The sequence below is a fragment of the Enterococcus sp. HMSC078F03 genome (genome assembly GCF_001811595.1).
In the GTDB taxonomy this organism is placed as follows: domain Bacteria; phylum Bacillota; class Bacilli; order Lactobacillales; family Enterococcaceae; genus Enterococcus; species Enterococcus faecalis.
This window is the reverse complement of the sequence record NZ_KV805530.1, coordinates 42524-64765: the sequence shown is the minus strand read 5'-3', so window position 1 is coordinate 64765 and position 22242 is coordinate 42524. Positions and strand designations below refer to the sequence as shown.

The window sequence follows — 22242 nt, the reverse complement described above, 5'->3', positions numbered from 1 at the left end:
TCAAGGACATTATCGCCACCGCTTGGCAATGGCACCAAGTTCATCCACATGGATATCAAGAAAAGTAATAGGAGGAATGAATCGATGACCACGAGTCAAATGATTGCCGATTTTACCACACTTGCTATTCAAGCAGGTGGTTGGATGGAATTGGATCGCTTATATCTTCAGAACCGTTTATTATCAATGATTGGTGAACAAGAATTAGGCGAAGTAGACATACGGCCTGTGGCAACACCCGCCGCTGATTTGGCGGAACAATTGTGTCAAATTGCGAGTGCCAATCAACTTGTAAAAACAGAGCAACAAAAAGAACAGTTCGTGGTGCAATTGATGGATTTGTTGACACCGCCACCTTCTGTGGTTAATGCTTTTTTTGCACAACATTATGCCAAAGAGCCACAAGAGGCTACCGAGTATTTTTACCAACTTTGTCAAAAAAACGGTACGGTCATTGAACAGGAAGAACCTGTTGTTTTTTCAACAGTCTATGGTGATTTTTTAGCAAATAAGGTCCACAGTGAGGCGCCAAAAGCAACGCTCTCTGCACAAAGATATCCCCGCTGTGAATGGTGCATGGCAACAGAAGGCTACCAGGGAAGTCAGCAATTTCCTGCGACTACGAACCATCGAGTGATTCGAATGAACTTAGATGGCGAAAGCTGGGGGTTTTCCTTTGTAAAACAGGCACAATATCAGCAACAAGGTGTGATTGCGTTTGAAAAACATCAGGCAGCGAAACGTTCAGTTAAGACTTTTCAGCAATTGTTGAAAATTGTTGAGGTCTTTCCTCATTATTTTGCTGGGATTGATGCTGTCTTTGAACAAAATGAGCATGTCTATTATCAAACGGGTTTGCAACAATTTGCATTAGCCGAAGCGAGCATTTCAGAATATGTTGAGTTAGCTAACTATCCTTTAATCAACGCAGGAATGGTGAATTGGCCAGTTGCGACATTTCGCTTAGAGGGACCGAATGCGTCAGAAGTTGCCCAAGCCGCAAATGATATTTTTGAGCAATGGCAAACGCTGAAACTGCCAACGGATGAGATACAAATCGTTGCACGACGAAAAGAACTTTTATATGTCATGGACTTAATTTTTAGTCGACCTCAAGCAAAGCCTTCGTTAACGTTAGCAGAAGTCCAAGGTTTAATGACTTGGAGCAACCAGAAAACGCAGGCGCTTGAAACGGTCGCTTCAGCGTATCAACAGCGACTAAAAGAAGCCAGTGCGTTTGCAGAAACAAGTGAAGGAAAAGCGGCTTTTTTAGCAATGGTTGCGCCAGTGACTCATTAAAAGAAAAAAGATGCCGAATGACTAAAAATCACGTATAATAGATAAGAATGAAAAATAAGGGAGGGTAAAAAATGGCTTATCAAGCACTTTATCGGGTCTGGCGTTCACAACGTTTCGATGACGTAGTAGGACAAAAAGCAATTACTCAGACACTGAAAAATGCGATAGTGCAAAAGAAAACATCTCATGCCTATTTATTTACTGGCCCTCGTGGTACAGGTAAAACCAGTGCCGCAAAAATTTTCGCTAAAGCGATTAACTGTAAACATAGTCAAGATGGTGAACCTTGTAATGTTTGTGAAACCTGTGTAGCCATTACGGAAGGTCGTTTAAATGATGTCATTGAAATTGATGCAGCGAGTAATAATGGCGTGGAAGAAATCCGTGATATTCGTGATAAAGCAAAGTATGCACCGACGCAAGCCGAGTACAAAGTTTATATTATTGATGAAGTTCATATGCTATCAACAGGCGCGTTCAATGCACTTTTAAAAACCTTGGAAGAACCGCCACAAAATGTTATTTTTATCTTAGCAACGACTGAACCACACAAGATTCCGTTAACGATTATCTCACGGACGCAACGCTTTGATTTTAAGCGAATTAGTACGCAAGATATCGTCGATCATATGGCCCATATCATGCAGGAAATGGCTCTCGATTATGAGGAACAAGCCCTTTATGTGATTGGGCGTGCTGCGGAAGGTGGGATGCGAGATGCCTTGAGTATCTTGGATCAAACGATTTCATTTAGTGATGAAAAAGTAACACTGGAAGATGCAATGCAAGTGACAGGCAGCCTAACCTATGAAATGATGGATCATTATATTCAGTGTTGTGTCGCCGGTGATGTTGAACGAGCATTAGAAGGCTTGGAAAGTATTTTAGGCGAAGGCAAAGAAGCGCGCCGTTTCTTAGAAGATTTGTTATTATATTGTCGAGATTTGCTGATGTATCAGCAAGCACCGAAGTTATTAGCAGAAAAAGCAGGAACTTTGACAGAAGCATTTAAGGAACTAGCTACACAAACACCTGCTGAAAAAATATATCAACTAATCCAAATTTTAAGTGACACACAAAATGAGATCCGCTTTACCAACAATGCGAATATCTATCTGGAAGTAGCCACTGTCAAATTAGCTAAAACGGTGCAATCTAATAAACACAACACGCCAGAAACAACTAATCAAGGTGGTAGTGCAGAGGGAAATCCAGAATTAGCAGATTTACAAAATCAAATCGGGCAACTGAAGAAAGAACTGGCTGAATTAAAGAAACACGGTGTAACTACCAAAGAAGCAGATGCGCCACGTCAACAAGCACGACCACAAGCGCCAAAAAGTTCGTTCCGTGTACCCACAGAACGGGTATATCAAGTCCTAAACGAAGCGACTAGAACACATTTAATGAATGTGAAAAATGTCTGGGAAGACTTACTGCAAACATTATCTGTGACTCAACGAGCGATGCTCAAAGCTAGTGAACCTGTCGCAGCGAGTCCTAAGGGCATCGTGGTGGCATTTGACTATGAGATTGTTTGTGCTCGTGCAACAGACGATGAAGAGATGCAGTTAGCTTTCAATAATAATTTAAGCCGTTTGATGGACTATACACCAGAGATGGTCTGCATTACTAGAGAAAGCTGGCCAAAACTAAGACAAAGTTTTATTAACCAAAATCAGGGCAGTTTGAATCATTCTGAACCTGAAAATGAAATGGCTCGTCTAGCGGACGAACCGCCTGCAACAAATGAACATTCACAAGAAAATCCAGTAGTAGATGAAGCAATTGCTATGTTTGGTGAAGAGCTTGTCGAAGTACTAGATGATTAATACGAAGGAGTCGAGGAATTATGATGCGAGGAATGGGCAACATGCAAGGCATGATGAAACAAGTACAAAAAATGCAAAAAGAAATGGCCAAAGCGCAAGAAGCGCTAAATGAAAAAGAATTTATCGGTGAAGCAACCAATCAACTTGTGACAGCGACATTTACTGGTGATCGCACAATGAAAGATTTGACCATTAAAGAGGACGTGGTTGATCCTGAAGACGTTGATATGTTACAAGATTTAGTCATTATGGCTGTCAACGATGCGTTAGTAAAAATTGAAAAAGAAACCGAAGCAACTTTAGGTAAATACACCAAAGGAATGCCAGGATTCTAAAAAATAAGACAAACGAAAGTATGAAAAACGTCATGCCCAAAAAATCGAACTTTTTGGGCATGACGTTTTTTCTGTTTTTGTGGGAAAACTCTTTGGCAATTTTAGTAGTCGCTTCCAAAAAACTATGCTATACTAAAGCCAATTAAAGAGAAACATTTGGGGTGCTATTAGCTGAGATTATACCCATGGAACCTGAAACAGTTAGGACTGGCGCAGGGAAATGTCTTGAAATTTTGACCGATTATTGCACCCAACTACGTTTATTTGTGGTTGGTTTTTTCTGTCTTTTTCAGTCGCGCCTCCTTTTGCTTCTCGCAGAAAGGAGTTTTTTTACGTGGAAAAAAATCGAATCCACAGAGTTACGTTACTGGCTTTAATGATTGCGATGGACGTTGTATTATCGCCGTTAATGCGAATTGAGGGAATGGCCCCTATGTCCAGTGTCATGAACATTATTGCCGGAGTTTTATTAGGTCCTCTTTACGGAACGCTCATGGCACTTGTCTGCGGCTTAATCCGTATGACATTCTTAGGTATTCCGCCATTAGCGTTAACAGGTGCCGTTTTTGGCGCGTTTTTTGCTGGTTTATTTTATCAATGGGGACAAAAATTAGGCTGGTCGATGCTAGGAGAAATTTTTGGTACAGGCATCATTGGCTCGTTATTGTCCTATCCTGTAATGGTTTGGTTTACTGGCAGTAAGCAGAATTTTTATTGGTTCATTTATACGCCACGATTTATTGGCGCCACACTGATTGGTTCAGTGATTGCTTGGCTTGTCTTAGTAAAACTGAAAGAAACTCGGGTATTTAAACAAACACAGGAATTATTTTTGGGAGGGTACTTTTATGAAAACAAGCGTTAAGTTTGAAACGATTTTTCCACTGACAACGGCACCATTAATTCAGTGCATTACGAATGAAATTACGTGTGAGTCTATGGCGAATGCATTACTTTATATTGATGCTAAACCCATTATGGCAGATGATCCCCGGGAATTTCCGCAGTTGTTTCAGCAAACCAGTGCCTTGGTTTTGAATTTAGGCCATTTATCACAAGAACGAGAGCAGAGCTTGTTAGCAGCTAGTGATTATGCTCGGCAAGTGAATAAACCGACCGTAGTCGATTTAGTCGGTTATGGCGCCAGTGATATTCGCAATGAAGTTGGGGAAAAGCTGGTGCACAATCAGCCAACCGTTGTGAAAGGGAATCTTTCAGAAATGCGGACTTTTTGCCAGTTGGTGAGTCATGGCCGAGGAGTGGATGGCAGCCCTTTGGATCAAAGTGAAGAAGCAATTGAGGAACTGATTCAGGCTTTACGTCAACAAACGCAAAAGTTTCCCCAGACGGTATTTTTAGCAACAGGGATTCAAGATGTTTTGGTTAGTCAAGAGCAAGTGATTGTCTTACAAAATGGTGTTCCTGAGTTGGATTGTTTCACTGGCACGGGCGATTTAGTCGGCGCATTAGTTGCCGCTTTATTAGGTGAAGGCAACGCGCCAATGACTGCGGCAGTAGCCGCAGTGAGCTATTTTAATCTTTGCGGAGAAAAAGCCCAGACTAAGAGCCAAGGGCTGGCCGATTTTCGCCAAAATACGTTAAATCAGTTATCTCTTTTAATGAAGGAGAAGGATTGGTTTGAGGCGGTGAAAGGACGAGTGCTATGAGAGAGCAATTGAAAGTTTATTTGGTGACAGGCCGGTATGATTTTAGTGATACTGAATTTTTAAAACGAATTGAAACTGCTTGTCGCAGTGGAGTGACATTGGTCCAACTGCGTGAAAAGGAAGTGTCAACACGGCGTTTTTACGAATTAGCAGTGAAAGTTAAAGCGGTAACAGATGCGTATCAGATTCCGTTGATTATTAATGATCGTGTCGATATTTGCTTGGCAGTGGATGCGGCAGGTGTGCATATAGGGGATGATGAATTACCGGTTGCTCTTGTGCGAAAACTGGTTGGGTCCACAAAAATCGTAGGTGTTTCAGCCAAAACGGTGGCACGAGGAGTTGAAGCGGAAAACGAGGGCGCCGATTATTTAGGCGTGGGCGCAATTTTCCCCACAACGACTAAGGACAGTCCGTTAACTTCTTTGCAGACACTTTCTGAAATTGCTGCAGCAGTCACGATTCCTGTTGTGGCGATTGGTGGGATCAAAGAAGAAAATATAGAACAACTTATGGGAACGGGAGTGGCTGGTGTTTCACTGGTCAGTGAAATTATGCTGGCTGAACAGATAACCGAGAAAGTTCAAGGGTTGATGCGTGTAACGGAGCGAATGTTGGAGGCGAGAAAATGACCGAATATAATTTGACCCCACAAGTAGTCACGATTGCTGGTTCTGATTCTGGTGGGGGAGCTGGCATGCAAGCAGATTTAAAAACATTTCAAGCACGGCAGGCATTTGGCTTAAATATTGTCATTGCATTGACGGCACAAAATACGTATGGCGTGCAAGATAGCTTACCGATTCCTAGTTCATTTATTGATGCACAATTTCAATCACTGGCGGCTGATTTTAAAATTGGGGCAGCGAAAACGGGGATGTTAGCAGATAGTGAGCGTGTCGAAGCTGTTGTTCGCAATTTGCAGAAAGTTGATTTTGGTCCGTTGATTGTCGATCCTGTAATGGTGGCTAAAGGTGGACACCATTTGTTAGAAGCCGAGGCAGTTCAAACGATTAAAGAGCAACTGTTGCCATTAGCAACGGTCGTGACACCTAATTTACCAGAAGCAGAAGTTTTACTAGAGACGACCATCAAGACAGAACAAGAAATGCAGACCGCAGCAAAAAAATTACAGCAATTGGGCACAAAAAATATTATTATGAAAGGCGGACATAGCACAAATCAACAAGCGGCTGATTATATATTAATGGAAGACGGTTCGAGCTTTTGGCTAAGTGCACCACGAATTGTAACGAAAAATACTCATGGAACAGGAGATACTTTTTCAGCGTGTATCGCAGCCGAATTAGCAAAAGGTACGCCGTTAGAAGCGGCGATTGTGATTGGCAAACAGTTTATACAAGGGGCCATTAGCCAAGCAATTTCTGTTGGACATGGCCACGGACCCACTAATCATTGGGCCCAATTAACGCAAGATATTCAAGTTATTAAAGCATAAGAAGAGCCTGGGGAAAAATCTAAAATGATTTTTCCCCAGGCTTTAAATAGCTTAAAGTTCCCTCTTAATATAGTTTATAAACGTTTTGTTCACTAATCTTCACATTTTAAATAAATTTCTTGGCCTTGTTCTTGCAAATGAGCCACGTGGGATTCTCCCCAATTACATAAGTTATCTAAGACAGCAGAGAGGCTTTGACCATAATCGCTTAAATAATATTCGACTTTTGGTGGAACTTGGTTGTAAACTTTCCGCTCGATAATGTTGTCTTCTTCGAGTTCCCGTAATTGTTGTGTCAGCATTTTTTGACTAATGCCAGTAATGCCGCGTTTTAAATCGCTGGGGCGCATGGCGCCGTGCCGTAAATTACACAGAATAATTGGTTTCCATTTGCCGCCAATAACATCCATCGTTGCTTCGACACCAATCGCATATGTACGAGTTTCCAAAAAACATTCCTCCTTAATAGGTTGATAATAAACAAAAGTTACTAAAAGGTACCTATGATACAAAAAAGTAGGTACTTATCAAAATTTCAATCTTAGTATATAGTAATTTTTGTTGAAATTCAAATGTTTTTTAGGAGGAAGAGAATGGAAAAGAAAATTTCACCAAATTTAACGCTCTTTGCATTAGCTATCAATGCTTTCGCAATCGGTTCAACAGAATTTATTAGTGTGGGTTTATTACCAATGATTGTTAAAAGTTTTCATATTAGTCTTTCCCAAGCAGGTTTGACTGTTTCTTTATACGCTTTAGGTGTGACGATTGGGGCGCCGTTATTAACAATTTTGACAGGAAAATGGAATCGTCGCTCATTAATGCTGGGGATTATGCTTCTTTTCATTAGTGGGAATTTAATTGCTGCGTTTGCGCCAACGTTTATTATTTTATTGGTAGGGCGGATACTTTCTGCATTGGCGCATGGTATTTTCATGTCTGTTTCGACTGTCATCGCCGCAGATGTTGTGCCGCCGTCACGTCGAGCTAGCGCTATTGCTATTATGTTTACGGGCTTAACGGTTGCAACAGTGACTGGCGTACCTTTAGGGACGTTTATTGGGCAACAAACAGCTTGGCATATGTCCTTTCTTTTTATAGCCAGTATTGGCTTGGTGGGACTGATTGCTAGTTATTTTTTAGTTCCCAAAAATTTACCGATACCAGGAAAGGTTGACTTAAAAGGAATCACGCGGATTTTTACGAACAAACCCCTCGTTTTTTCTTTTCTAATTACTGCTTTTGGTTATGGTGGAACGTTTGCTGCATATACGTACTTGTCACCGTTATTGGAAAATTTAGGCTTTTCAGCCAATGCGGTAGTGATTATTTTAGTTGTTTATGGCGTAATGGTTGCAATTGGCAATACAGTAGGTGGTCACTGGGCAAATAAAAAACCTTTAGATTCGTTAGTAAAAATGTTTAGCTTATTAATTCTGTCCTTAGTCTTTTTATTTATTACTGTTTTAATGGATAACAGTCTTCTAGGCTTATTAGCAAGTTTGATGTTGGGTCTATTTGCCTTTATGAATGTACCTGGTTTACAACTATATGTTGTAGAATTAGCGGAAAAGTATGTTCCAGAAGATATCACTTTGGCCTCAGCTTTTAATATTGCAGCCTTTAATATTGGGATTACCGTTGGCTCAATGACAGGTGGGGTAGTCACAGATCATTTATCAGTAACATATACACCGATTTTTGGTGGCTTTATCGTGTTGATTGCCGTCTTGTTCGTACTATATATTCGGAAGCAAGAAGCATAAAAAAACAACTATCTTTAGAAAACTAGAAAAAAACAGCTGGTCACTACGGAACGGACCAGCTGCTTTTTTTTAAGCTTTTTTGCGGAAATAATTCCAGCAAGCAATTAAAACAATTACTAATAAGGTTAACAAGAAAATCAGAGAAATGAGGGAGCCCATCGTTGTCCCCTGAGCAAAATTATCTGCGTGGTCTTGAGCGATATTAATAATCGTCGCTACGATGGCCGTCGCAATAGCGCCAGAAAATTGTTGAAGTGTATTAAATAACGTATTACCGTCGCCAAAATCTTTCTCCTCTAACAAGCTCATACCAGTCGTCATCATATTACTGTATGCAAAACCTAGACCAATCATATAGGTAACATGTCCAGCGACGAATCCTAATAAAACAGGCATCTCTAGTAAAATTGTTAAAGCTAGCCAACCGATTGTCGCCAAACTTAAGCCAAATAATATAGGTTTTTTAGCGCCGTATTGATCCAACACTCGTCCAGAAAGTGGTGCCAAAATGGCCCCGACTGTAGCACCTGGCAGCATGACTAGCCCAGCTACAAACGCATTTTTTCCAAGGACGATTTGAACAAAGTTTGGTAAGACAAAGGAAATACCTAACAATAAGAATTGACAAACTAAAAAGCCACATAAAAATAAAACGAAGGCGGGATTTTTTAAAATTGTCAAACGAACTAGTGGCTGTTCAGCGGTCGTTGCTCGTTTATAAAAAATAACAAAGCCAATAACGGCTGCCAGAAGTGAAAGCCAGCCAAACAATGTGCCAATTTTACTTAAAAACATCAACAAACCACTAAATAACAGGGCAATACCAATTAAACTAACCAAATCAAGAGTGGTGGTTTTTTTAACAGGTATTTCTGGAATAGCCGATAACCCCATAAACAAAGAAAGTAGTAAAATAGGAATTAAGAATAAAAAGATGGCGTGCCAAGACAGGGAAGATGTTAAGATTCCACCATACGTTGGACCAATGGCTGGAGCAATTGAAGTGGTCAATGTGCCTACCCCCATCATCGTTCCCCGTTTTTCCAGCGGGGTAAAGTTCAAAATAATATGAAACATCAGTGGCAAAGCAATCCCAGTGCTAGCCCCTTGGAAGAGTCGGCCTAATAACAAGATACTGAAAGATGGCGAATAGACATCAATCGCTAAACCAATCAAAAAGAAAAGATTCGCAACGATAAATAAGCGTCTTAGCGAATAGGTTTTTAATAAATAATTGGATAAGGGCACCATGATAGAAATAACTAATAAATAAATCGTTGTCACCCACTGCACGGTACCGGTGGAAACACCAAATTCCTTTGTTAATGTCGGAAAGGTTACATTCATTGCTGTTTCAATTAATACGCCAGCAAAAGACATAATTCCTGTCGCTAAAACGGCAGGGAATAATCGTACGTTTTTTTGTTCCATTTAATCACCTCTATAGTTTTCATTTTTTCGTAAAAAAATAGAAGCAGTTTCTATAAGAATAGAAACCGCCTCTCTCTCGACACGCAATTTGCGTGTTATCTGTACGATTTGTTTACATGTTGCATTGTAAACACTTTTTAGGCAATCGTCAAGCAGAAAATAATTAACGTTGCATGAAGAAACTAATAATTGCAAAAATAGCAATGTGAGCTGGATAGAAAATATAAAAGAAATTCCGCATGCCACGGCCTTTTTCACCATTATAAAGAATAATTGGAATCGCTGCTAAAATCATCATCCATTGGTGGTTCGCCCCGAATAGTTCTTGGAAATTATAGCTGGCTGCTGAAATCAACGCAACAACGCCAATCGCTGAAATTTGTAACCACTTTTTGCCATGGAATAAATAAAAAGCCACAGCCAAGAGAACAAATAAAAACCCGCCTTCTGTCATCATTAGTGATGGCACAATCAGATTGAAAAGTTGGAAACCAATTAAGATAGCAGGGTTGCTTAATATGTCTGGAGAACTAAAAACGACGAAAGGTAGAGCACTGATTAATAAAGGCACAATAAACCAAAGAAGCCCTTTACCAATTTGTTTTTGTTTAAAATAGTCCATAGACTGCATGTAGACCGTACCTAAAAATAACGTCCCAAAAATATTATTGATAATTAAGCCACCTGTTGAAAAATACGCATTTAAAATGCCGTTCAGAATCCCCATAATCCAGAAGCCTAACAACAATCGGAACATGTATTTTCGCCGATTGCTTGTGTGAATGAAGCCTTCAGAACTTTCAAATAAGAAAATAGGTGCAGCAATTCGTCCAATCCATCCGAACCAACCAGGCACGCCTAAAAAACTAAAAAATTGCAATAGATGGTCAAAGACCATTGAAATAACCCCAATGACTTTCAAATGAAAGCCAGTTAATGTTTTACCCATAGTATAAACGCCTCTCTTTCATAAAGAACAATATAACAAAGTTCAGAAAAACCAACCATTTATTTGCCTAACAGTTATCTTACAAAATTGTTTGATTTCTTCAGCTTTTGATGAAAGAAAAAAGTGCCAAGACTAGTTTTTATAATTATTCTATGCTATAGTAAAAGTACATTTTAATAAAAAACATTTGGGGTGCTGTTATGGCTGAGATGATACCCATTGAACCTGATGCAGTTAGTACTGTCGCAGGGAAATGCCGATTTACTTTGATTTTTCACGCACTCATTCTGTCCTAGGATGAGTGTGTTTTCTTTTATCAGGGTTTATTTAAGTCACTCCTTTTGCTTTTTGTTAAGAGAAAGGAGTTTTTTTATTGAAAAAATGGTCATTGCAACAAGTCGTCTTACTCGCTTTTTTAGCCTTTTTGTTTGGCGGTGTTTTTATGGGGGCAGGGTTCCTCTATGCGTTATTGAATGCTGCGCTGTTACCATTAGGACTGAGTCCATTTGCCAATGAGCTTTTATTTGGAATGTGGACCATGGTGGCACCAATTGCAGCGATGCTGATTCCACGAGCGGGAAGTGCTGTTTTGGCGGAAGTTTTAGCCGCTTTGGCAGAAATGCTTTATGGTTCGTATTTCGGACCTAGTGTATTAATTTCTGGTGTGATTCAAGGCCTAGGTAGTGAAAGTGGCTTTTTTGTGACACGCTACAAACGGTACGATACACTCACGTTATTTTATAGTGCGATTGGGACGACTATTTTTAGTTATGTGTATGAATACTTTAAGTTTGGTTATGGCAATTACGGTCTGGGGATGAACATTGCTTTAATTAGCGTTCGGTTCGTTTCCATTTGTTTCTTTGGTATTTTCTTAACGAAAGTTATTTTACGAATGTATCAGTCTGCGCAAGGGTTAGCTGTGAAGGCAAAATGAATAGTATCCAATTAAAAGCTGTGTCCTTTTCACGAGAACAACCCTTGTTTGAAAAGACAAATTTAGCAATTCCTCAAGGAACGTTTTCCTTATTAATTGGCGATAGTGGTAGTGGAAAATCAACGCTCTTACGATTGATTGCCGGATTTGCTCCGCTTGATTACCAAGGAGAAATTTTGATTGAAGGAATGGAGCGCCGACAATTATCAACTCGTGAAAAGGCGCAAAAAATTGGCATGCTGTTTCAAAACCCCAGTCAACAATTTACAATGAAAACCTTGGAACGAGAACTGATTTTTGCTTTAGAAAATTTAGGAATCTCGCCTGAAGAAATGAACCGAAAAATCCAAACAGCGCTTCAACTTGTTCAGACTCAAACCTTATTCACACGAGAATTAGCGACGTTATCTGGTGGTGAAAAACAAAAAGCGGCGTTGACAGTTCTGCTAGCAATGAACCCAGATATTCTTTTATTAGATGAACCTTTTGCAAGCATTGATCCAACCTCTCGAAAACAATTTATTCAAATTTTAGCAAGACTCCATCAAGCAGGCAAAACGATTTTGGTGTGCGACCACGATTTCAGCGATTACGCTGATGTTGTGGACCAAGTCGTCACGTTGAAAAATGGCCAGTTTGAAAAGCAACCGTTGACGTTTATCAAAACAAAACCGCAGACATTTCAACTGACAAATTCTGTGGTAAAACAACCAATGCTCCAATTGAAAAATTTTCGTTTGTATCAGGGAAAACGAGTGCTACTTGAAGAAAAAGAAGCGCTTTTGTTTAAAGGAATTACCACGTTGACGGGGCCAAATGGGGCGGGGAAATCCACCTTATTAAAAGCCATCGTTCAGAGACAAAAATATCAAGGAAAAATGTTCTTGGCGGGCCGCCGCTTGCGGGCTTCAAAAAAATTGTATCAACACATGACATTAGCGGTGCAACAAGCCAATCGTCAGTTTGTCACGTTGACTTTACGAGAAGAGCTTTTGTTTGGTCAGAACATGACAGCAGAAAAAAGAAGAAAACAAGAGGAAGCCTTAACTTTTTTAGGTTTAAAAGAAAAACTAGAGCACAGTGTTTTTCAACTAAGTGAAGGGCAAAAAAAGATGGTGCAATTAATTAGTTTGCTGAGCTTAGATTTGGACTGTTTACTTTTAGATGAACCTTTTGCTGGATTAGATGAGCGAGCATGCAATTATTTTGTTGAATGGATCAAAGAAAAAAGTGCGCAACAAGATTTTCTAATCGTCACGCATCGGCTAGAACCTCTCTCTGGCGTGAGCAATTACCGAATAGAATTGCTGCATCAACAACTGATTATCTGGCAGGAGGGAACCACATGCAAATAAAGCAAACAAATGCAGCAATTTATGCTTCTTTGATTCTTATTTTGACCTTTGAATTATCTTTTTCTCAGTCAATTTTGGCAAATTTGGCGGTTTTTATGGGTTGTATCATTTTTTTAATAGGCCAGCGAAAATCCCGCTTACTGCTTTGGTTATTTTTCTTGCCACTTTTACCAGCAATCGGGACGTTTTGGTCTATTTATTTGCATGGTACGAGTAGTCAACAAGCCTGGCTTTTGTTTAGTCGAACGTATGCCTTTGCCGGTTTAGGACTAGCTTTTGCTGTAGGCGTTGATTTTGAAGAATTATTGTTGTTATTGGAACAAAAGGGGCTAGCACCAAACTTTGTTTATGGAATTTTAGTGGTGGTTCACGCCTTACCGGAAGTGAAAAGAGAAATTAATGATTTAAAAGAAGCAAGCCTACTCCGTGGCAAAACGTTTCATTTTTGGTCGCCGATGCTTTATGTTAAAACACTGCTCGTTGCTGTTTCTTGGCGAGATAAATATACGGAAGCAATGTCCGCCCATGGCTATGAAGAAGGAGCCACCAGAAGTCGAAAAGAGCATTTTGTGTCAGCAAAAGTCAGTCTTGGGCTTGCTATTTTGATCATCATTTTTACAAATTTGTTTATTTTTCTAACGTAAAGGAGAAACCTATGACATTTACAGAACAAGCCAAAGAACAAGCGCAAGCTTCTTGGCAAGGAAGTTTTCAGCATCCTTTTATCACAGAGTTACATGAAGGAACCTTGAGTCCAACGATTTTTCGCTACTATTTAATTCAAGATCATTACTATTTAAAACACTTTAGTCAACTTTATCGCTTGATTGCGGCACAAACGCAACAACCTCGATTGAAAAAATTACTCTTAACAAATGCGGAAAATCTCGCGTTGGGCGAATTAGCTATTCGTGAAACTTTTTTTGAAGAACTAGCGATTACGGAAGAAGAGGTTGCAGCGACACCGATTGCACCAACCGCGTATCACTATGTTTCTCATATGTATCGCCAACTTATTGAAGGAACGCCTAAGACGGCCGCAGCAAGTATGTTGCCTTGTTCTTGGCTCTATCAAGAAATTGGTGCACAGTTAGTCAAACAACACTCACCAGAGCCACTGTACCAACGTTGGATTGAAACCTATGCTGGGGAGGAAGCGTACCAACACGTCCAAGAGGAACGCCAACTGTTAGACCAATTATATGAAGAAAGTTCACCACAAGAACAAGCAGCTATGATCACCGCTTTTGTTATCAGCAGTGAGATGGAATACGCTTTTTGGGAAATGGCCTATACACACGAAACCTGGATTGGTTAATACAAAAACAAGTCGTTTAGTGATCGTAACTAACGACTTGTTTTTGTATTAGAAAGCAGTAATTGTCAGTTGCTTTTTTGACAGGGCGTGATAAGATATTCAGTGACGCAAAATCTGTTGTAACTCGCTCAGTAATAACAGAAACGCCTTGCTAAGAAAGGACTGTAGAAGCCTCATGAATTATCCAGAACCGATTGCAAAATTGATTGAAAGTTATATGAAATTACCAGGAATTGGTCAAAAAACAGCGACACGGCTTGCTTTTTATACAATTGATATGAAAGAAGAAGATGCTAATGCTTTTGCAAAAGCGCTAATTAGTGTCAAGAGAGATCTCCATTTCTGTAGTATTTGCGGAAATATTACTGAAGAAGATCCTTGTGAAATTTGCCAAGATAAAAATCGTGACCGTAGTATTATTTTAGTAGTGGAAGAGCCAAAAGACGTTATGGCAATGGAAAAAATGCGTGAATATCAGGGCTTGTATCACGTGCTCCACGGGGTGCTTTCACCGATGGAAGGAACAGGACCAGAAGATATTAATATTGCCTCTTTGATCAAACGATTGCACGATGATGAAGTGAAAGAGGTCATTATAGCAACCAATGCTACCACTGAAGGAGAAGCGACGGCGATGTATTTATCACGGCTCATTAAACCAGCTGGAATCACCGTTACTCGTTTGGCACACGGCTTGTCTGTCGGCAGCGATATTGAATATGCAGACGAAATAACCTTGCTAAAAGCAGTCGAAGGGCGTCGAGAAATTTAAAAGAAACATCGTTGGAAAAAGAGGTTGAAATCGAAGTAGGTCGTTTCTGTGAGAAAATGTCGCAGTTCAAGCTTTTCCGTACTTCTTTTTCAGTTTCTTTTTTTCAGCGGATGTATCACTTTAAATAGGACATAAGGATTTCAATTAGACTGATAGAGCAAGATGAAGTATAATAGATACAAGTAAAAATTGATTGGAGTTTTCGCACGTGCAGGGTATTTTTATCACATTTGAAGGTCCAGATGGCGCTGGCAAAACCAGTGTTTTGAAGGAAGTTTCTGAAAGATTAGCTAAAGAGTCAAAACGAAAAATTGTCACCACAAGAGAACCAGGCGGCATACCGATTGCCGAAAAGATTCGAACAGTTATTTTAGATCCAAGAAATGACAGAATGGATGAGCGAACAGAAGCTTTACTTTACGCAGCTGCTCGTCGTCAACATTTAGTGGAAAAAATCTTGCCAGCTTTGGAAGCGGGTCATTTAGTCCTATGTGATCGTTTTGTTGACAGCTCATTAGCCTACCAAGGCGCTGGGCGTAGAATTGGGATTGCCCCCATTGCTTCAATTAATGCGTTTGCGACAGAAGGTGTCTCACCAGATTTTACAATTTATTTAGACGTTGACTCAGATACTGGCTTACGGCGGATTCAAGAAAATCGAACACAGCAAATTGATCGCTTAGATTCAGAAGGATTAGAATTTCATCAACGTGTTCGTCATGAATATTTGAAATTAGCAGAAGAAAATCCACAACGTATCAAAAAGATTGATGCACGGATGAGTTTAGAACTTGTCGTAGAAGCAACGTATCAGGCGATTATTGGACGTTATCCAGAAAACTTTTAATTATAGGAAGGTGTAGACCATGAAGATTATTTTAGCCATTGTACAAGACAAAGATAGTAACCGATTAGCCAACGAATTTATTGATGCCAATATTCGTGCTACAAAATTATCCTCAACAGGTGGATTCTTAAAAGCGGGAAACAGCACATTTATTATTGGGATTGATGATGAACGTGTCGACGAAACATTAGCTTTAATTAAAGAAACATGTCAATCAAGAAAACAATATGTTTCAACACCTGTGACTTTAGATATCACAATGGATGGCCAAATTCCTTATCCTGTGGAAGTTGAAGTAGGCGGCGCTACTTGCTTCGTCTTACCAGTTGAAGGATTCCATCAATATTAAGATGAATGAAGCACAACAGCTACAGCAAATGCAACCTTTGCTGTACAAGCAACTCCAAAAAAGTTTTGAGCATGGTCGTCTTGCCCATGCTTATCTTTTTGAAGGAGATACAGGAACTGGAAAACAAGAATTTGGCTTATGGATGGCGAAACATGTCTTTTGTACGAATTTAGTAAATCAACAGCCTTGTAACGAATGCCATAATTGTGTGCGGATTAATGAAAATGAACATCCAGATGTTTTAAGAATTGCGCCAGATGGGCAAACCATCAAAGTGAACCAAATCCGTGAATTAAAAGCGGAGTTTTCTAAAAGTGGGGTCGAGACTGCTAAAAAAGTTTTCTTAATTCAAGAAGCAGATAAAATGAGTACCGGCGCAGCCAATAGTCTCTTAAAATTTTTAGAAGAACCAGAAGGACAAATTTTAGCTATTTTAGAAACCACTTCGCTTTCTCGAATTTTACCAACGATTCAATCACGATGCCAAACCTTACATTTTCAACCATTAGTCAAAAAAACATTAATTGATCGCTTAATCAAACAGGGGGTTGGTGAAAAGACTGCAACCCTTTTAGCTGAGCTGACAAATAGTTTTGAGAAAGCAGTTGAAATCTCTCAAGATGAATGGTTTAATGAAGCTAGGGAAATCATTTTGCAATGGTTTAATTATCTAAAAAGTAATGATTTACAGGCATTTATCTACGTTCAGAAGAAAATGATCAAAGTATTTAAGGAAAAAGAACAACAAGCGCTTAGCTTTGACTTGCTCATGGTTTATTACCGTCAATTATTGGAAGAAAGTGTTGCGACACAGCAAGCCAAAAAAGTAACGGAAGAGCAGGCGGAACGGTTGGCGCTAATTTTGAAAGCACGCCAAAAATGGACTGCCAATGTTAGTTGGCAAAATGTTTGTGAACAATTAGTTATCCAAATGATTCACCCTAAATCATAAAGGAAAAAAGTGCCAAGTGGCATTCAGTTTCATAATATAGTAGGAACTTAGCTGTTTCAGCAAGTTCCTTAACCGATTGAAGCGACGTTCACTTGAACTAGATTAGGAGGAATAAAATGGTAGAAGTAGTAGGAGTTCGCTTCCGTGAAGCCGGTCATATCTATTATTTTGCTCCTGGAAAATCTGAGTATATTTATAATGAGAAAGTACTCGTTGAATCTCAACAGTCAAAACAATTAGCTACTGTTGCTATTCCTAAAAAAACAGTCGATTCAGACGATTTACCAGAGGACCTAAAACCCATTTTAAATAAAGCAACAGCCAATGATTTAGAAAAAGAACAAAAAAATTTGGCTGATGCAGAAGCTGCCAAAAGCATTGCCAATGAAAAAATTCGAGCTCATGACTTAAAAATGAAATTAGTGCGAGTAGAATATACCTTCGATCGTAGCAAAATGATTTTTTACTTTACGGCAGATGGGCGAATTGATTTTCGTGAATTAGTCAAAGACTTAGCGGCTATTTTCCGGACGCGAATTGAGTTACGTCAAATTGGTGTCCGAGATGAAGCGAAAATATTAGGTGGCATTGGCCCTTGTGGCAGACAACTATGTTGCTCAACATTTCTAGGAGATTTTATGCCAGTTTCAATCAAAATGGCTAAAGATCAAGGGTTATCTTTAAATCCTGTCAAAATTTCGGGATTATGTGGCCGCTTAATGTGTTGTTTGAAATACGAAAACGACGAATATGAAGCCGCTAAAAAAGAATTACCAGATTATGGAAAAGAAGTAATAACACCAGATGGCAAAGGTAAAGTCGTCGGGTTGAATCTATTAAGTCGGATTGTCAAAGTTCGTCTGCATGGTCGTGAAATCGCAGCGGATTATGATTACGAAGAAATCAAAGAAGCTACTGCGAAAGTTGCTGCTGAAAAAGGTGATCAAAATGGATAAACGTTCGCTCTATGATGGATTAAATTCGTTGGAAACTGATTTAGACAGTTCCGTGACACAATTAAGAGAAATTAAAGCAGCACTCCATGAGTTGGTAGAAAAAAATACCACGTTGGAAATCGAAAACCAACGCTTACGGGAGCATCTCCAAGAACTGAATAAGTTAGCAGGAAATACAACTGAAACTGAAAAACAAGAGCTATCAAAATCACGTATGAATTTGGAAAAACTTTATGAAGAGGGCTTCCATGTCTGCAATATTTTATATGGTTCAAGACGTGAAAATGATGAAGAATGTGCCTTTTGTCTTGATGTTATTTATGGGGAACGTACGCGTTAAGTCTAGTGGACACTGCAAATAAAAAGGAAAGGTTTGGTTTGACAGTCAATCGATTGTCAAATCAAACCTTTATCTATTTATAGAACGAAAAAGGAAAATGAGGGATGCGCTATGCAAAAACAGAAAAGTTTTGATAAGCAAACAACAAAAGGAAAATTGTATCTTGTCCCAACACCGATCGGCAATTTAGAAGATATGAGTATTCGTTGTTTAAACATATTGAAAGAAGCAACGGTGATTGCTAGTGAGGACACAAGAAACACACAAAAATTGCTAAATCATTTTGAGATTACAACACCACAAATTAGTTTACACGAACATAATTACAAAGAGCGAATTCCTCAACTGATTACACGATTGCTGAATGGTGAAACGATTGCCCAAGTTAGCGATGCAGGTATGCCTTCAATTAGTGATCCTGGTCATGAATTGGTTACAGCATGTCTTGAAGAAGAACTGGCAGTGATTGCCTTGCCAGGACCTACGGCAGGAATGACCGCCTTGATTGCCTCGGGTCTTTTACCACAGCCATTTACGTTTTATGGTTTTTTACCAAGAAAGAAAAAAGAACAGAAAGACGTGTTATCAGCATTAAAAGAAGAACGGCCGACACAGATTTTTTATGAGTCCCCCTATCGGATTGCTAAAACGGTCGCAACGTTTGCTGAAGTCTATGGTCAAGAACGTCCCGCTGTGATTTGTCGAGAATTAACGAAACTTCATGAAGAATATTTACGTGGTACCTTAGGAGAACTAACAGAATATTTAGCAGAAAATACGCTAAAAGGCGAGTGTTGTTTATTAGTTAGTGGATTTACTGGTGAGAAAGAGACAATAGCAGCAATGCCAGCTATTTCCCTCAAAGAACATGTACAAGTTTTAATGGAGGAAGAGGGACGGAGTTCAAAAGAGGCGATCAAAGAAGTGGCCAAATTGAGAAATGTAAAAAAACAAGAAGTATATAAAGAATATCATTCCATTTAAAAAAGGAGAGAAACATGAGTAATTTATTGCGTGCAGAAGGCGTGTCTTATCAAGTAAATGGTCGTAGCATTCTTTCTGATATTGATTTGTCATTTGAAACAGGTAGCAATACAACAATTGTTGGTCCTTCAGGTAGCGGGAAAAGTACATTTTTAAAAATTTTATCTTCATTATTAAGTCCTACAGAAGGCGAAATTTTTTATCAAGAAGCGCCAATTACTACAATGCCAATCGAAACATACCGCCAAAAGGTTTCTTATTGTTTTCAGCAGCCAACTTTATTTGGTGAAACCGTGTATGATAATTTATTATTTCCATTTACCGTCAGACAAGAAGCGTTTAATCAGGAAAAAGTCGTGGCATTGCTCCAACAAGTGAAATTGCCCGCTGCTTATCTTGAAAAGAAAATAGCTGAACTCTCTGGTGGTGAGCGACAACGGGTTGCTTTGCTACGAAACATTGTTTTTGTACCAGATGTTTTATTATTAGACGAAGTTACAACGGGATTAGATGAAGAAAGCAAACAAATTGTCAATCAATTGTTAAACCAATTAAACAAAGAGCGAGGAGTCACGCTGGTTCGTGTCACGCATGATACCGAAGAAATTCAGCAAGCACAGCAAGTGATTCGTATTGTAGCAGGAAAGGTGGCGCCGACAGATGGATTTAGCAGTTAATAATTTATCCTTATTTTTTTCAGTCATGCTAGTGGTGGTCGCATTAATTATTAGTACTAAAGAAAAATTAGGTTTTACAAAAGATATTATTATTAGTGTGATTCGAGCAGTCATTCAATTAGTCGCAGTCGGCTATTTATTAAAATATGTTTTTCAAGTCAATAACCTGATTTTAACGCTCATCATGGTTTTGGTGATTGTTTCCAACGCAGCCTTTAATGCAAAAAAACGCAGCCAGCAATTACAAAAGGGCTTTTTGATTTCTTTTATTGCGATTGGTTGTAGTACAGGAATTACCATTGGTATTTTGATTTTTTCTGGTTCTATTAAATTTATTCCTTCTCAAATCATTCCTATCAGTGGGATGATTGCCAGCAATTCGATGGTGGCAATTGGTTTATGCTATCGCAATTTAGATACTCTTTTTCAAAACCAACGGCAAGCGGTAATGGAGAAACTAGCATTAGGTGCAACTATCAAACTCGCCTCTTTACCAATCATCCAACAAAGTGTGAAAACCGGGATGGCGCCGACGATTGATTCTGCCAAAACTGTCGGAATTGTTAGTTTACCTGGGATGATGTCAGGCTTGATTTTTGCGGGCGTTGATCCTGTCCATGCGATAAAATATCAGATTATGGTGACCTTTATGTTGCTATCAGCAACAAGTATTGGTTCAGTAATTGCAACTTATCTTGCCTATAAAGGCTACTATAATCAACAAAAACAATTGGTCGTTTAATTAAAAAGCTGGAAATCTGTGTTTATAACTTCACGGATTTTCAGTTTTTTCTGGTTGAAATAAAGAAGTTTCAATTTGAAAAAGAACGGACGTTCGTATATAATGGAGGGAGGAGGCGAATCAAAATGATGAGCGAATTACGTTTTCCCTTAAAAAAAGATACGTCGAGAAAAATTATACATATAGATATGGACGCGTTTTTTGCTTCAGTTGAAGAACGAGATCATCCAGAGTTAGTAGGACATCCGTTAGTTATTGCGCGCCATCCAAGTGATACTGGGGGCAAAGGAGTGGTGACCACAGCGAATTATATTGCTCGACAGTACGGTATTCACTCGGCTATGAGTGCTCAAAAGGCGTATGAACTATGTCCAAGTGCCATTTTTAAGCCAGGTAATTATCAGAAATATAGTGAAATTTCTCAAGAAATCCGTGAAATTTTTCGCCGCTATACAGATGTGATTGAACCAGTATCTATTGACGAAGCGTATTTAGATGTAACTGAAAATAAGGTCAACAGTAAGTCGGCTATTAAAATTGCGAAAATGATTCAATATGATATTTGGCATGAATTGCAGTTAACTTGCTCGGCAGGTGTTAGTTACAATAAGTTTTTAGCCAAGTTAGCATCAGATTTCCAGAAACCAAAGGGCCTGACGGTTGTCTTACCAGAAGAGGCCGAAGATTTTTTGAAAGCATTACCGATTGAAGATTTCCACGGAATCGGCAAAAAAACAGTGCCTAAAATGCATGAACTAGGGATTTTTACTGGAGCAGATTTATACAAGCAAGATGAGATGACGTTGATTCGGTTATTCGGTAAAATGGGTTATTCATTGTATCGTAAAGTCCGTGGTATCCATGATGCGCCAGTTCAAGTGACTAGAGATCGTAAGTCGGTAGGCAAGGAACATACTTACGGCACTCCTTTAACGACGGAAGAGCAGGTTACGGCTCAATTGAGACAATTAGCAGCAGGGGTTGAGCGTGCATTGCAACGAGTGCAAAAGCATGGCAAAACAGTAGTCCTGAAAGTTCGTTATACTGACTATACGACGATTACGAAACGTGTGACATTACCTGAATATATTTCAAAAAAAGAAGAACTTTTCTATCAAGCGAATTTAATTTGGGAAGATATTTTAGGTTTAGAACAAGGAATCCGTTTATTAGGCATTACTTTAACGAATTTAGATCCACTAGCGTATGAAAACATTGTTTTACCTTTATGGGAAAAAAGTTAGCCCTTTAGCCACATCCTCAAGAGATGGCTAA

At 39.3% G+C, this 22242-nt stretch carries 25 protein-coding genes and 2 riboswitches; of the genes, 22 read left to right on the top strand and 3 right to left on the bottom strand.

Annotated elements, in window-relative coordinates:
- The first annotated feature begins 48 nt into the window (after positions 1-48).
- From HMPREF2810_RS01220 to thiD, 7 genes are all read left to right on the top strand, one after another.
- Entirely contained in the window at positions 49-1299 is a 1251-nt protein-coding gene (locus HMPREF2810_RS01220) for a UDP-glucose--hexose-1-phosphate uridylyltransferase (protein ID WP_025187501.1), read from the top strand.
- Between the two features lie 71 nt (positions 1300-1370).
- On the top strand, positions 1371-3131 hold the full coding sequence (dnaX, locus tag HMPREF2810_RS01215) for a DNA polymerase III subunit gamma/tau (protein ID WP_002382482.1): 1761 nt from the start codon (positions 1371-1373) through the stop codon (positions 3129-3131).
- 20 nt (positions 3132-3151) lie between these two features.
- Positions 3152-3466 carry a YbaB/EbfC family nucleoid-associated protein gene (locus HMPREF2810_RS01210; protein ID WP_002382484.1) on the top strand — a complete coding sequence of 105 codons (315 nt, stop codon included), beginning with the start codon at positions 3152-3154 and terminating at the stop codon, positions 3464-3466.
- Positions 3467-3613: 147 nt separating this feature from the next.
- A riboswitch (TPP riboswitch) is annotated at positions 3614-3702 on the top strand.
- Between the two features lie 140 nt (positions 3703-3842).
- On the top strand, positions 3843-4331 hold the full coding sequence (gene thiW, locus HMPREF2810_RS01205) for an energy coupling factor transporter S component ThiW (protein ID WP_002356342.1): 489 nt from the start codon (positions 3843-3845) through the stop codon (positions 4329-4331).
- A complete protein-coding gene (locus HMPREF2810_RS01200; protein WP_002382486.1) occupies positions 4315-5133 on the top strand; it encodes a hydroxyethylthiazole kinase in 819 nt (272 codons plus the stop codon). Before thiW ends, HMPREF2810_RS01200 begins: the two co-directional genes overlap by 17 nt.
- On the top strand, positions 5130-5765 hold the full coding sequence (thiE, locus tag HMPREF2810_RS01195; RefSeq protein WP_002368794.1) for a thiamine phosphate synthase: 636 nt from the start codon (positions 5130-5132) through the stop codon (positions 5763-5765). The genes HMPREF2810_RS01200 and thiE overlap by 4 nt, the downstream gene beginning before the upstream one ends.
- Entirely contained in the window at positions 5762-6592 is an 831-nt protein-coding gene (thiD, locus tag HMPREF2810_RS01190) for a bifunctional hydroxymethylpyrimidine kinase/phosphomethylpyrimidine kinase (protein ID WP_002382487.1), read from the top strand. The genes thiE and thiD overlap by 4 nt, the downstream gene beginning before the upstream one ends.
- A gap of 92 nt (positions 6593-6684) precedes the next feature.
- Here the strand turns inward: thiD and HMPREF2810_RS01185 are convergent, their stop codons facing one another.
- Positions 6685-7041 carry a winged helix-turn-helix transcriptional regulator gene (locus HMPREF2810_RS01185; RefSeq protein WP_002356348.1) on the bottom strand — a complete coding sequence of 119 codons (357 nt, stop codon included), beginning with the start codon at positions 7039-7041 and terminating at the stop codon, positions 6685-6687.
- Between the two features lie 144 nt (positions 7042-7185).
- On the opposite strand from HMPREF2810_RS01185, the gene HMPREF2810_RS01180 reads away from it, so the two are divergent.
- The gene (locus HMPREF2810_RS01180; protein WP_002382489.1) at positions 7186-8358 is read left to right on the top strand and encodes an MFS transporter; all 1173 of its coding nucleotides are present in this window, start codon (positions 7186-7188) and stop codon (positions 8356-8358) included.
- Between the two features lie 69 nt (positions 8359-8427).
- Here HMPREF2810_RS01180 and HMPREF2810_RS01175 read toward each other — a convergent pair whose 3' ends face one another.
- Both HMPREF2810_RS01175 and HMPREF2810_RS01170 read right to left on the bottom strand, forming a co-directional pair.
- Positions 8428-9789, bottom strand: a complete 1362-nt coding sequence (locus tag HMPREF2810_RS01175) for an MFS transporter (protein ID WP_002382490.1) — start codon at positions 9787-9789, stop codon at positions 8428-8430.
- A gap of 163 nt (positions 9790-9952) precedes the next feature.
- Positions 9953-10738: a TraX family protein gene (locus HMPREF2810_RS01170; RefSeq protein WP_002382491.1), complete on the bottom strand. Its 786-nt coding sequence runs from the start codon at positions 10736-10738 to the stop codon at positions 9953-9955.
- A 178-nt stretch (positions 10739-10916) separates the two neighbouring features.
- A riboswitch (TPP riboswitch) is annotated at positions 10917-11007 on the top strand.
- Between the two features lie 104 nt (positions 11008-11111).
- Here HMPREF2810_RS01170 and HMPREF2810_RS01165 point away from each other — a divergent pair.
- The 14 genes from HMPREF2810_RS01165 (at position 11112) to dinB (ending at position 22211) form a co-directional block, all read left to right on the top strand.
- Complete coding sequence (locus tag HMPREF2810_RS01165; RefSeq protein ID WP_002359429.1) at positions 11112-11675, top strand: ECF transporter S component; 564 nt, start codon at positions 11112-11114, stop codon at positions 11673-11675.
- Positions 11672-13030, top strand: coding sequence for an ABC transporter ATP-binding protein (locus tag HMPREF2810_RS01160; RefSeq protein WP_002382492.1), 1359 nt, complete (start codon positions 11672-11674; stop codon positions 13028-13030). Before HMPREF2810_RS01165 ends, HMPREF2810_RS01160 begins: the two co-directional genes overlap by 4 nt.
- Entirely contained in the window at positions 13021-13674 is a 654-nt protein-coding gene (locus tag HMPREF2810_RS01155) for a CbiQ family ECF transporter T component (RefSeq protein WP_002359432.1), read from the top strand. The genes HMPREF2810_RS01160 and HMPREF2810_RS01155 overlap by 10 nt, the downstream gene beginning before the upstream one ends.
- A gap of 11 nt (positions 13675-13685) precedes the next feature.
- Positions 13686-14348 (top strand): thiaminase II, encoded by a 663-nt coding sequence (gene tenA / locus HMPREF2810_RS01150; RefSeq protein ID WP_002362330.1) that lies wholly within the window; start codon positions 13686-13688, stop codon positions 14346-14348.
- 175 nt (positions 14349-14523) lie between these two features.
- Positions 14524-15120 (top strand): recombination mediator RecR, encoded by a 597-nt coding sequence (gene recR, locus HMPREF2810_RS01145; RefSeq protein ID WP_002356363.1) that lies wholly within the window; start codon positions 14524-14526, stop codon positions 15118-15120.
- Between the two features lie 208 nt (positions 15121-15328).
- Positions 15329-15967, top strand: coding sequence for a dTMP kinase (tmk, locus tag HMPREF2810_RS01135; RefSeq protein WP_002382493.1), 639 nt, complete (start codon positions 15329-15331; stop codon positions 15965-15967).
- A gap of 19 nt (positions 15968-15986) precedes the next feature.
- Entirely contained in the window at positions 15987-16316 is a 330-nt protein-coding gene (locus tag HMPREF2810_RS01130; protein ID WP_002356367.1) for a cyclic-di-AMP receptor, read from the top strand.
- A 1-nt stretch (position 16317) separates the two neighbouring features.
- Positions 16318-17268, top strand: a complete 951-nt coding sequence (holB, locus tag HMPREF2810_RS01125; RefSeq protein WP_002382494.1) for a DNA polymerase III subunit delta' — start codon at positions 16318-16320, stop codon at positions 17266-17268.
- Positions 17269-17384: 116 nt separating this feature from the next.
- Positions 17385-18224 (top strand): PSP1 domain-containing protein, encoded by an 840-nt coding sequence (locus HMPREF2810_RS01120; RefSeq protein WP_002356371.1) that lies wholly within the window; start codon positions 17385-17387, stop codon positions 18222-18224.
- A complete protein-coding gene (locus HMPREF2810_RS01115; RefSeq protein WP_002356372.1) occupies positions 18217-18564 on the top strand; it encodes a DNA replication initiation control protein YabA in 348 nt (115 codons plus the stop codon). The genes HMPREF2810_RS01120 and HMPREF2810_RS01115 overlap by 8 nt, the downstream gene beginning before the upstream one ends.
- Before the next feature lie 111 nt (positions 18565-18675).
- Positions 18676-19548 (top strand): 16S rRNA (cytidine(1402)-2'-O)-methyltransferase, encoded by an 873-nt coding sequence (rsmI, locus tag HMPREF2810_RS01110; protein WP_002359438.1) that lies wholly within the window; start codon positions 18676-18678, stop codon positions 19546-19548.
- 14 nt (positions 19549-19562) lie between these two features.
- The gene (locus tag HMPREF2810_RS01105) at positions 19563-20225 is read left to right on the top strand and encodes an ABC transporter ATP-binding protein (protein WP_002382495.1); all 663 of its coding nucleotides are present in this window, start codon (positions 19563-19565) and stop codon (positions 20223-20225) included.
- On the top strand, positions 20209-20967 hold the full coding sequence (gene fetB / locus HMPREF2810_RS01100; RefSeq protein ID WP_002382496.1) for an ABC transporter permease: 759 nt from the start codon (positions 20209-20211) through the stop codon (positions 20965-20967). Before HMPREF2810_RS01105 ends, fetB begins: the two co-directional genes overlap by 17 nt.
- Before the next feature lie 128 nt (positions 20968-21095).
- Positions 21096-22211 carry a DNA polymerase IV gene (dinB, locus tag HMPREF2810_RS01095; RefSeq protein WP_023894966.1) on the top strand — a complete coding sequence of 372 codons (1116 nt, stop codon included), beginning with the start codon at positions 21096-21098 and terminating at the stop codon, positions 22209-22211.
- The last annotated feature ends 31 nt before the right edge of the window (positions 22212-22242 follow it).

Coding starts and splice junctions, on each gene's coding strand:
- HMPREF2810_RS01120 (WP_002356371.1), top strand. CDS start 17,385: ATGGTAGAAGTAGTAGGAGTTCGCTTCCGTGAAGCCGGTCATATCTAT.
- thiW (WP_002356342.1), top strand. CDS start 3,843: ATGATTGCGATGGACGTTGTATTATCGCCGTTAATGCGAATTGAGGGA.
- dinB (WP_023894966.1), top strand. CDS start 21,096: ATGAGCGAATTACGTTTTCCCTTAAAAAAAGATACGTCGAGAAAAATT.
- recR (WP_002356363.1), top strand. CDS start 14,524: ATGAATTATCCAGAACCGATTGCAAAATTGATTGAAAGTTATATGAAA.
- tenA (WP_002362330.1), top strand. CDS start 13,686: ATGACATTTACAGAACAAGCCAAAGAACAAGCGCAAGCTTCTTGGCAA.
- HMPREF2810_RS01130 (WP_002356367.1), top strand. CDS start 15,987: ATGAAGATTATTTTAGCCATTGTACAAGACAAAGATAGTAACCGATTA.
- thiD (WP_002382487.1), top strand. CDS start 5,762: ATGACCGAATATAATTTGACCCCACAAGTAGTCACGATTGCTGGTTCT.
- dnaX (WP_002382482.1), top strand. CDS start 1,371: ATGGCTTATCAAGCACTTTATCGGGTCTGGCGTTCACAACGTTTCGAT.
- HMPREF2810_RS01200 (WP_002382486.1), top strand. CDS start 4,315: ATGAAAACAAGCGTTAAGTTTGAAACGATTTTTCCACTGACAACGGCA.
- fetB (WP_002382496.1), top strand. CDS start 20,209: ATGGATTTAGCAGTTAATAATTTATCCTTATTTTTTTCAGTCATGCTA.
- rsmI (WP_002359438.1), top strand. CDS start 18,676: ATGCAAAAACAGAAAAGTTTTGATAAGCAAACAACAAAAGGAAAATTG.
- HMPREF2810_RS01160 (WP_002382492.1), top strand. CDS start 11,672: ATGAATAGTATCCAATTAAAAGCTGTGTCCTTTTCACGAGAACAACCC.
- HMPREF2810_RS01115 (WP_002356372.1), top strand. CDS start 18,217: ATGGATAAACGTTCGCTCTATGATGGATTAAATTCGTTGGAAACTGAT.
- HMPREF2810_RS01220 (WP_025187501.1), top strand. CDS start 49: ATGGATATCAAGAAAAGTAATAGGAGGAATGAATCGATGACCACGAGT.
- HMPREF2810_RS01170 (WP_002382491.1), bottom strand. CDS start 10,738: ATGGGTAAAACATTAACTGGCTTTCATTTGAAAGTCATTGGGGTTATT.
- HMPREF2810_RS01175 (WP_002382490.1), bottom strand. CDS start 9,789: ATGGAACAAAAAAACGTACGATTATTCCCTGCCGTTTTAGCGACAGGA.
- HMPREF2810_RS01105 (WP_002382495.1), top strand. CDS start 19,563: ATGAGTAATTTATTGCGTGCAGAAGGCGTGTCTTATCAAGTAAATGGT.
- thiE (WP_002368794.1), top strand. CDS start 5,130: ATGAGAGAGCAATTGAAAGTTTATTTGGTGACAGGCCGGTATGATTTT.
- HMPREF2810_RS01180 (WP_002382489.1), top strand. CDS start 7,186: ATGGAAAAGAAAATTTCACCAAATTTAACGCTCTTTGCATTAGCTATC.
- HMPREF2810_RS01155 (WP_002359432.1), top strand. CDS start 13,021: ATGCAAATAAAGCAAACAAATGCAGCAATTTATGCTTCTTTGATTCTT.
- HMPREF2810_RS01210 (WP_002382484.1), top strand. CDS start 3,152: ATGATGCGAGGAATGGGCAACATGCAAGGCATGATGAAACAAGTACAA.
- holB (WP_002382494.1), top strand. CDS start 16,318: ATGAATGAAGCACAACAGCTACAGCAAATGCAACCTTTGCTGTACAAG.